The following is a 9301-nucleotide window of genomic DNA, read 5'->3' on the forward strand; positions in this document are numbered from 1 at the left end:
TTATCATGATCATCAAACATGGACTTGTAATGGACCCGGCATCTGGTCTGTCTGAGCATATGGATATACTGGTAAAAGATGGAAAAATCACCCGGATTGCACCTGACATCACAGACGATTCCGAAGAAATCATAGAAGCAAAAGGACTGGTTGTCGCACCGGGACTGATCGACACCCACATACATTTCCGTGATCCCGGATTCACTTACAAAGAAGACATCCATACCGGTGCAAAAGCATCTGCAAAAGGCGGATTTACAACTGTCATCTGTATGGCAAATACTTCACCAACCGTAGACAATGTCGACACCTTAAAAGATAATCTGGAACGCGCATCCAAAGAAGCTATCCGTATCTATCAGGCTGCCGCCATCTCACATTCTTTAAAAGGACAGGAAGAGGTGGATATGAATGCTTTAAAAGAGGCCGGTGCCTGCGGATTCACTGACGATGGTATTCCCCTTCTGAACGCTGAATTCTGCTACAAAGCAATGGAAGCAGCCAAAGCACTGAATGTACCGATCAGTCTTCATGAAGAAGATCCTGCATTCATCCGCAATAACGGTATCAATCATGGAAAAGTGTCCGATGAACTTGGTATCTATGGTTCGCCTTCGATTGCGGAAGAATCACTGGTTGCAAGAGACTGTCTCCTGGCACTTCGTTCCGGCGCAGATGTTGTGATCCAGCATATCAGCTCCGGTGTATCGGTTGAGCTGGTCCGCACATATAAGAAGCTGGGTGCTAATCTTCATGCAGAAGCTACCCCGCATCACTTCTCCTTAACAGAAGACGCTGTTCTGGAACACGGAACACTCGCCAAGATGAATCCACCGCTTCGTACAGAAAAAGACCGCCAGCAGATCATCGCCGGACTTGCAGACGGAACGATTGACCTCATCGCTACCGACCATGCGCCACACAGCGCCGAAGAAAAATCCAGACCAATCACAGAAGCACCAAGCGGTATCATCGGTCTTGAGACTTCCCTTGCACTTGGTATCACAAACCTTGTAAAACCTGGACACCTGACAATGCTACAGCTTCTGGAAAAGATGACCATCAATCCGGCAAAGCTTTACCATCTTCCTTACGGAACCATCCAGGAAGGTGCTGCTGCGGATTTTGTAGTATTTAACCCGGATGAAACATGGGTTCCTACTGAATATGCTTCCAAATCTTCAAATTCTCCATTTACCGGAAAAGAGCTTACCGGTAAGGTGAAGTATACGATTTGTGGTGGCAAAGTTGTATATTCTGATGCGAATTAAGTCGTATTAATGCTGCCGGCAACTTCATTTTATACATAAAAGGCATTTCTCTTCTTTTTTAGAAAAATGCCTTTTATCTATATATTCATACTCATATGCTTCATTCATGTTTCTCTTTAGCAGTATCACATATAATATCTGTACTGTTATTCAATGTGAAATATTTCCTCCATTACACCATACTGTTTACTAATCTGTTTACGCCGCTCCTGACTAATGCTAAGTCTCTTTCCGTTATCCATAACCACATAATCATATGCCATCACTTCCACATGTCTGTAATTTACCAGAAATGACTGATGTATTCTAAGAAACATCATCTTTCCAGATCGCATTAGCATCTCTACATCTTTTAATTTCCCATAAAATTCGTATTCTTTCTTTTTCGTAACAATATATATCTTTCTCTTCCTGCTTTCAAAGTAAAGAATATCCTTCATAAAGATCTTATAATGTATCCGTTCGTAAGTGTATCTGAAATAGCTATCCCTATCTCCCAGTTCTTTATATGCCTGTAACAGGCATTGTTCCATCAGCTTATCATCTACCGGTTTTATAAGAAATTGAAAAGGGGGTGCCGGAAATACTTGCTGTATGTATGTTATATGACTTGTCACATATATGATCAGTACATTTTTATCTTTTTCTCTGATTTTCTCAGCTACCGTAATACCATCTTCCTGTATCATCTCCGTATCCAGGAAAATGATATCAAAATATGTCCCACTTTCTACATATGTGATAAGTTCTTTGCCACTTAAGAATACTTCTATGTTCATCGGGATAATTTTCTTCTGTGCTATCTTTTCTAATGTCGTCTCTAATCCATCCGTCATTGCCAGCTTCCCGTCACAGATTGCAATATCCAGCATCTTATCCACTCCTTCGTTTGTATTTAAAAGTTTTTTATACCTTAACACAAAGAAAGATTACATATAACCTATTTGTAAAAAATACTGGTGTAATTGTAATTTTTAGTATATATCATCTACTTTTTTAAACAGTAGAACTCTGCAAACCGTACTTAACTATAACCATTCAACTTTACCATCATTAATATTTCTTTTCACACGTCCAATATATTAATCTGTATCAACCTGATATGTTTATACACATTTTTTCTATTTATAATAATATACCATTTTATAATGATATCCACTTGGTTTTTTTGCCCAATATGTACCATAATGTTGTGGATTCTTTACATGTATACTTGTCCATGTTACTTTAAAAGTATATTTGTCATATAATCTATAAGCTTTCAATTCAGCTCTTTTAACTTTTCTGCCATTGTATGTCTTAGGAACTTTTCGTGATCCTGAGTGTCCTATTGTATAACTTGAACTAAACCCGAATCCCAATGCAGCCTGAGCTTTTCCTCTTACATTCCACGCTACATTTGAACTTGCCGAAAAAGTTGTTGCTTTCATTTGACTCAAAGAAATAGTTACCCCCGGTTCTCCTGAAACGGATTGTCCTGTATATGCTCCCACTTCACTTTTACGGCCTAATTTTGTCACCTTATATCTAATAGCACTTCTTGGTTGAATCCCTACTATTTCTTCTGCTTCTCCAACACTATCTGTATTAAAAACATCAAATTCTTCAACAATTTCACTATCTGGCAGTATCTCTTGCTTTGTTTCTGCCTGAACACTTAAAGTGTTTCCTGCAAAAATCACAACACTTGTTAAGAATAAAATTAACCTTTTTCTCATAAATCATTTCTCCTTTCTTCCAAACAAATATATAGATAATATGAGACATGCAACCCGAATGCTCCATGAATAATTATCAATTCTGCTTATCATATATTCATCAGTTGTTATATCCATGTAATTCGAAATAATAGTTGCTATCTGGGTTGAAAGTAAACAGATGCATACCAGTATCACCATTATTTTTAGTTTTACATTTTTCATCAAAATTGTCCTCAACGAATCTCCAAAAATCAATTCCATAAGTTTTTCTTCATCATTACATTCATTAATATAAAAAGAACGATTAACCCAAACACAATTTTCCTTATATTTCCATTACAATATGGAATCAAATAACCAAACTTCCTTTTCACAAACCAATAGCAGCATATATATATCAGACTAAAACACAAAAACGGCATCAAACTATATATAAGCAAATAAAACGACCATTGTTTTTCATTCTGAAACACTAAATTGCAACAGCTTCCAAATGTTCCCAGTAACGGTAAATACATTACCCAATTACAAAAATCCTGCCAATTTTTGTCCATTTTCCTTTTCATGCCATCTCTCCTCGTTCCATAAAATTTCCTTTGTTATTTGAAGTATAACGCCTGAATTCTTCTTTTTACGTTCAATGTAATAATTCCACATTGTTCATGTAACTTTTTATAATTCTCCTTCTTTTACACCAGTAGTTTATCAGTCCTTTCGTAACTGTTCTTCTGTAATAACCACGTAAAAATCTTTACAAAAAAAGAAATAATGGGATCAAACTCCTGATCCCATTATTTCTTTTTTATTCCAATCCGTTATATAGTTTTGTACTTATTTTTTCTTAACCTCTTTCGTCTCGATAATAAATTTCACTTCACCCTTCTGACCTTCTTTGATGCCTCCGAAGCTCTGGTATGCTTCGTCTGCTTTTTTGGCATCTTTTACGTTCTGGATTACTTGTTTCAGATCGTCTCCTGCAAGATCTCCGAGCTTTTGTATGCCTTCTTTATCGAACTCTTTCATTGCTTCTGCCAGTGTGTTGCCGCCTGTGGCAAGTGCCGACATTCCTGTATTCAGCTGACTTCCGGCTGTGGCAAGTTTCTGGGTTCCGGCTCCTAATGTCTGTGCACCGTTGTAAATCTGGCTTACACCTGAAGCATATGCTTCGATACCGCTTGTCAGGTTCTCGCTTCCGGCTGATAATTTGGCTACTGCGCCGTTTAACTGTGTCAGTGCTTCTTTCAGATATGCGACATTTCCGGAGACTGCAGATAACTGGTCTGTGTAGACTTTTAATGCTGTGACACTTGCATTCAGCTGATTTAACGATGCCATAAGTCCGTCCGGGTTGGTAGCTGTGAGGACTCCCTGGATATTCGAAAGCTGATCTTTAATATTCTGCACATAACCGCTGATATCAAGACTTGTCATATCCGGCTGATACTGGCTTATAATCTGTGCCTTTTGTTCTTCTGTGATCTCCTGCTTTTCTACCATGGATGACAAAGTCGTATCCAACTGGGATTTTGCAAGATTGACGGCTTCTGTACGGATCTGTTCGTTGATTGCTGCTGTATCAATACCTGTCACCATATCCTGTGCCGACTGTACGCTTGCCTTTAATCCTTCCAGCTTCTGCAATGTGCTTTCTGCATTCTGTCCGACGTTTGCAGCTTCTTCTGATATCTGTGCTGTTCCAGATGGAATCTGTACTTTGCCAAGTGCTCCTGATAAAGTTCCCAGACCATTTTTAATCTGTGTGGCACCTTCGGTTAATTTTGATCCGTTTGTATCTAGTGTGCCAAGCGCTGTATTCAGCCCTTGTACTCCACTGTTCAGTGCATCCATGCCACTGGTATATTCTCCTAAGTAGCTTTGCATCTGCGAAAGTCCGCTTGCCAGTTCATCGGTTCCGTCGACTAATTTGGACGATGCATCGGTAAGCTTTTCCATGCTTTCTGTCAGATCATCGGCATCTTTCAGGTCATCATCTTCCAGATCCGACAGCAGTCCTGATGACAGAATCGTTGCTGTAAAATCAAGCGAAAAATTCTTCGCATCTGCTGTAATCTCCACATAATCCGGAAGGTCAATATCCTCTGTCGGTTCATAATCCTTTAATCCCAGACTGTCAGACAGACCCGGAAATGCAAGGCCTAGAACGATACTTTGTCCATCCTGATCCATGACCTTTCCGTTTGATACTTTCACATTGGAAAATGTATCTGATGGCAGCATCACTGTTGATAACGCCGTAAACGGTACTGCTACTGGCTTCTTTTCCCCGTCTGTATCTATCTCTTCTGTCGCCTGATTCGTATACTCAAAACGGATCTTTACCTTTCCGGATACGCCTGCCATATCTCTGGCTTTTTTCTCTTTTCCATTCAGATAATAGCGTACCTTCACCGATACCGGTAATTTCTTATCTGTCTTACCTTCATAGGAGATATCCTTTCCCTGGTTCTCCCATACAAGATTGCCGTCACCGGCATCTACATAAGTCTCATCACCGTCTGTATTCCTGATATTCTGAAGTTCGGAATAATCTTCCAGACTTTCAGAAGTTCCCGGGTTCTTTAATGTTTCTTTTACTTTAATCTCTTTTGCTGTTCCATTTGCCTTTGCAGTGACGTAGACACTTTCACTTTTATTTACATTGTCCTGTGACTGGTCGTTTGTCTGCTCTTCTGTCGCTGCGTCCTGACTCTCTGCTGCATATACGGTATGCCCTATAGTTCCACTTCCGGATATCATCATTCCGGCAAGCATAAGGGCAACTACTTTTCTCTTCATCCTTTACGCCTCCTCAGTTTATCTATTATTTTTTATTGTTATTCCACATTTTTGAGTGCTTCATCCATCGGCACTTTCTTAATCCGGTGGTATTCAAGAAGTGCAACCACACCATATGTAAGGAATCCAATCACGAACATCTTCACATATATCATCGGATCGATCCATAAAGTAATCCATCCCGAGAAACTATCCAGCATCACTGCACGGAAGATTTCCTTCATAAAGATACCCTCTATCGGAAAACTGATTAATAATTCTACGATAACTACCAGCATCGTTGACAGGATATATAACCGGCTAATTTCCCCATTGGTATATCCGAGAATCTTCGTCATGGAAATTGCCTGTGCATTTTTTTCAATGATGAGTTTTGACAGCAGATAGATGACGATCATATAGATCATGACTGCAAATCCATTTACCAGTCCCATCATACTTCCCATTGATACATCCATCTGTCTGGATACTTTAGTAAGCGCCTCAAGATCAATCACAGATCCTATATATTTTTCATCGATATCTTTGATCTTCGTATTGGAAAAATATCCTGCATAATAATCATTTCCAAGGTCAAATGTATCATTTAACTGATCCCTGTCCATGAATATGCAGACCGCACCTGTATAATCATAGATACCGGTTACTTTAAATTTATAGTTCTTTTTCTCATATTTTTCTTTTAACTGTATGGTATCGCCCTTGCTCAACTGGTATTTGTCTGCATATGCCGATGAAATGTAGACACCATCTTTTACATCCGCTTTGATATATCTGCTGTTTGGTTCAATACCGTACAAGGCAACCTCTTCGCTTCTTACTTTGTCGGAAACGGTATTCAGCGAATAGGCACTGAACTTTTCTGCCGATTTGTTACCGGTCTTTGTTCCGTTCGAAAACTGCATAAGAGAAATCATGCTTTCAAGCTTGCTTCCACTCACTGCATCCATCTGTACTTCCAGCATATACTGGTATTTTGCCAGCATATTTTCCTGTATCTCCGTCTGGAAATGAGACAAGGCTGATGGCAGCAATAATCCGAAGAATAACAATAGATTCGCAAACAGGATTCCTACAAATAATACGATGTAATTGCTCATATTCTGGAAAATGACTCTCAGGCGGAATCTTCTGAATATCCCGATTCTGGTACTTAAGTTTACCGCGCGCTTCTGTTTTTTCGAAGAGAGATCTCTTCTTATGAACTTCAGTGGTGATAATTTTAATTTGTGATGCAGGATTCCATAATTGATCAGTAACATGATCAGAACCGGAACAACTGTCGTCATCCAGAATGCCTCTGCATTCCATATCGTTTCATACGTAGGAAGACTGTAGCTTCCATAATACATGCCGGCACATACATTCTTAAGCACTGTGTATCCCAGGATATTTCCAACCAGCGCACCAATCAGTGTGATGATAACCGGAAGTGCCATATAGTGCCGGATCAGTTCACTTCTTGTGTAGCCAGATGCGCGCAGTGTTCCGATTACTCCGGATTCTTTTCGTATCGTATTACTGATCGTGATTCCGAATACAAATGCAAGAATCGCAATGATCATGTACAGCATGACGATAATCATCGCCCGGTCACCGCCCATGTCATCTCCGGTAAAATGTATCGCCTGATTCTGATACTGTGGGATAAAGCTTTCCAGTGTCACCACCTCTGCGATGTCTTCCATCAGATCTTCGGATACTTTCTTTTCCTGTTTTTCAGTTGCTGGTTTTTTATCGTATTTCCAGGCGTAATCGTATTGGATTTTCGACTGATTTAAGCTTGCAAAATCTTCATCCGTAATAATCGCCACACCAAATTTTACTGCATCGAACATGGTGTCATTATTGTTCTGGAACAGTGCACTGTAATCTGATAACGCTACAAGACCAGTGATCTTATAGCTTTGTTTTCCCTTTTTCAGCAGGTCTCCAATTTCCAGATTATTATTGTCTGCATACATACGGTCAACTGCAATCTCTCCGGACTTTTCCGGCATCTTCCCCTTCATGAGGCATACTTTATTGACCTCTTTACGGTCCTTGAAAAACCGCATGGTGGTTCCATTAGAAAGCTTTTGCTCTATATAAAAGTTCTCATATAATGTGACTCCTGACTTTTCAATCTCTTCTTTCTGTGCCTGTCCTGCCTTATTTTCCGCCCGGAAATTTCCATCTTCGATGTTATATTTTTCAAAGCTTTCATCATATGCCTGCAGCATACTTCCATCTGCAACCAGGAATCCGGATACGAAGCCGATCGTTACAACCATAAGCAAAAATACTACCAGATATTTACCAAATTCACTCTTTAACTCTCTTGGCAAACGCTTTTTCAAAGGACTTTTCATCTTCATCCGTCCTCCTTACCATTCCAGATCGACTGCCGGAATCTTCACTTCGTTCTTATAATTCTTCCGGATCATTCCATCTCTTAGTTTTACCACCCGGTCTGCCATATCTTTGATCGCATCATTGTGTGTTACCATGATGATCGTGTTGCCATATTTCTGATTGACCGTTTCGATCAGTTTTAAGATATCCTTTGATGTATGATAATCCAGCGCTCCGGTTGGTTCATCGCACAATAAGATATCCGGATTCTTCACAATTGCACGGCCAATTGCCGTTCTTTGCTGCTGTCCTCCTGATAACTGGTTCGGTAGCTTCTTCTGATGTTCATATAATCCCAAGGTATGTAACAATTCGTCTACATCCAGCGGTCTGTCACTTAAGTATGCTCCAACTTCGATATTCTCTCTTACCGTCAGGTTCGGTATCAGATTATACATCTGAAAAATATAACCCAGATGCTTTCTTCTATATAAGGAAAGCTTTTTCTCTGTCATATCTTCCAGACGTTCTCCTTCGATTGTAATACTTCCTTCGTCTGCGCCATCAATTCCTCCGATGATGTTAAGAAGCGTAGACTTTCCTGATCCGGATGGCCCAAGCAATACGCAGAATTCTCCCTTTTCTATATCAAGATCCAGCCCCTTTAAGACATTGACACGGCTGTCTCCTGTTCCAAATGATTTTTTAATCCCTCTTATTTCCAGAAACATAGTTTTCCTCCCTTCAGTTATTCTCATATAACTAATGTTAGTTTAAACTTATTATTTTGTCAATTATAATAAACGCAAAAAGAGCGTCTCTCCTTTGGATTTTCAAAGAAAAACGCTCTTTTCATACTCTCTATTCTTTTTTCTCTTCTTTACACCACTGCTCTATCTGCTCCTTATCTACTCCGATTAATTCGCTGATCTGCTCCAAAGGAAAGCCCTTTTTATACATCTCTTGTGCCATCCGATATTGTTCTTGCTCAATTCCTTGTTCAATTCCTTGTTCAATTCCTCGCTCAATTCCTTGTTCAATTCCTCGCTCAATTCCTTGTTCAATTCCTCGCTCAATTCCTTGCTCTAATCCATCAGCATAAGATTGTTCCCGTTCCATCCGGAGATGTTTTTCTTCATCGTATTCATATATACTCACCTTTTTCGCCTCCGTTCGGTTTCTGCTTAAAAAATCAGCCAG

The 9301-nt window shown here is 39.7% G+C and carries 7 protein-coding genes; 1 reads left to right on the forward strand and 6 read right to left on the reverse strand.

Going from position 1 to position 9301, the window contains the following annotated elements; all coding sequences use genetic code 11:
• The first annotated feature begins 5 nt into the window (after positions 1-5).
• Entirely contained in the window at positions 6-1271 is a 1266-nt protein-coding gene (locus tag ACWJAF_RS05665; protein WP_448862766.1) for a dihydroorotase, read from the forward strand.
• Positions 1272-1417: 146 nt separating this feature from the next.
• On the opposite strand, the gene ACWJAF_RS05670 is transcribed toward ACWJAF_RS05665, so the two are convergent.
• The 6 genes from ACWJAF_RS05670 to ACWJAF_RS05695 all read right to left on the reverse strand — a co-directional run.
• Positions 1418-2143 carry a LytR/AlgR family response regulator transcription factor gene (locus ACWJAF_RS05670; RefSeq protein ID WP_448862768.1) on the reverse strand — a complete coding sequence of 242 codons (726 nt, stop codon included), beginning with the start codon at positions 2141-2143 and terminating at the stop codon, positions 1418-1420.
• 249 nt (positions 2144-2392) lie between these two features.
• Positions 2393-2989 (reverse strand): hypothetical protein, encoded by a 597-nt coding sequence (locus ACWJAF_RS05675; RefSeq protein ID WP_448862770.1) that lies wholly within the window; start codon positions 2987-2989, stop codon positions 2393-2395.
• Between the two features lie 813 nt (positions 2990-3802).
• Complete coding sequence (locus tag ACWJAF_RS05680; RefSeq protein ID WP_448862772.1) at positions 3803-5767, reverse strand: hypothetical protein; 1965 nt, start codon at positions 5765-5767, stop codon at positions 3803-3805.
• Positions 5768-5805: 38 nt separating this feature from the next.
• Positions 5806-8118: an ABC transporter permease gene (locus ACWJAF_RS05685; RefSeq protein WP_448862777.1), complete on the reverse strand. Its 2313-nt coding sequence runs from the start codon at positions 8116-8118 to the stop codon at positions 5806-5808.
• A 15-nt stretch (positions 8119-8133) separates the two neighbouring features.
• Positions 8134-8832 (reverse strand): ABC transporter ATP-binding protein, encoded by a 699-nt coding sequence (locus ACWJAF_RS05690; RefSeq protein ID WP_296034080.1) that lies wholly within the window; start codon positions 8830-8832, stop codon positions 8134-8136.
• A 130-nt stretch (positions 8833-8962) separates the two neighbouring features.
• A partial coding sequence (locus tag ACWJAF_RS05695) for a terminase gpP N-terminus-related DNA-binding protein (RefSeq protein WP_448862774.1) occupies positions 8963-9301 on the reverse strand: 339 nt, incomplete at its 5' end.

The organism is Dorea sp., from assembly GCF_977044405.1.

Coding starts and splice junctions, on each gene's coding strand:
- ACWJAF_RS05665 (WP_448862766.1), top strand. CDS start 6: ATGATCATCAAACATGGACTTGTAATGGACCCGGCATCTGGTCTGTCT.
- ACWJAF_RS05670 (WP_448862768.1), bottom strand. CDS start 2,143: ATGCTGGATATTGCAATCTGTGACGGGAAGCTGGCAATGACGGATGGA.
- ACWJAF_RS05675 (WP_448862770.1), bottom strand. CDS start 2,989: ATGAGAAAAAGGTTAATTTTATTCTTAACAAGTGTTGTGATTTTTGCA.
- ACWJAF_RS05680 (WP_448862772.1), bottom strand. CDS start 5,767: ATGAAGAGAAAAGTAGTTGCCCTTATGCTTGCCGGAATGATGATATCC.
- ACWJAF_RS05685 (WP_448862777.1), bottom strand. CDS start 8,118: ATGAAAAGTCCTTTGAAAAAGCGTTTGCCAAGAGAGTTAAAGAGTGAA.
- ACWJAF_RS05690 (WP_296034080.1), bottom strand. CDS start 8,832: ATGTTTCTGGAAATAAGAGGGATTAAAAAATCATTTGGAACAGGAGAC.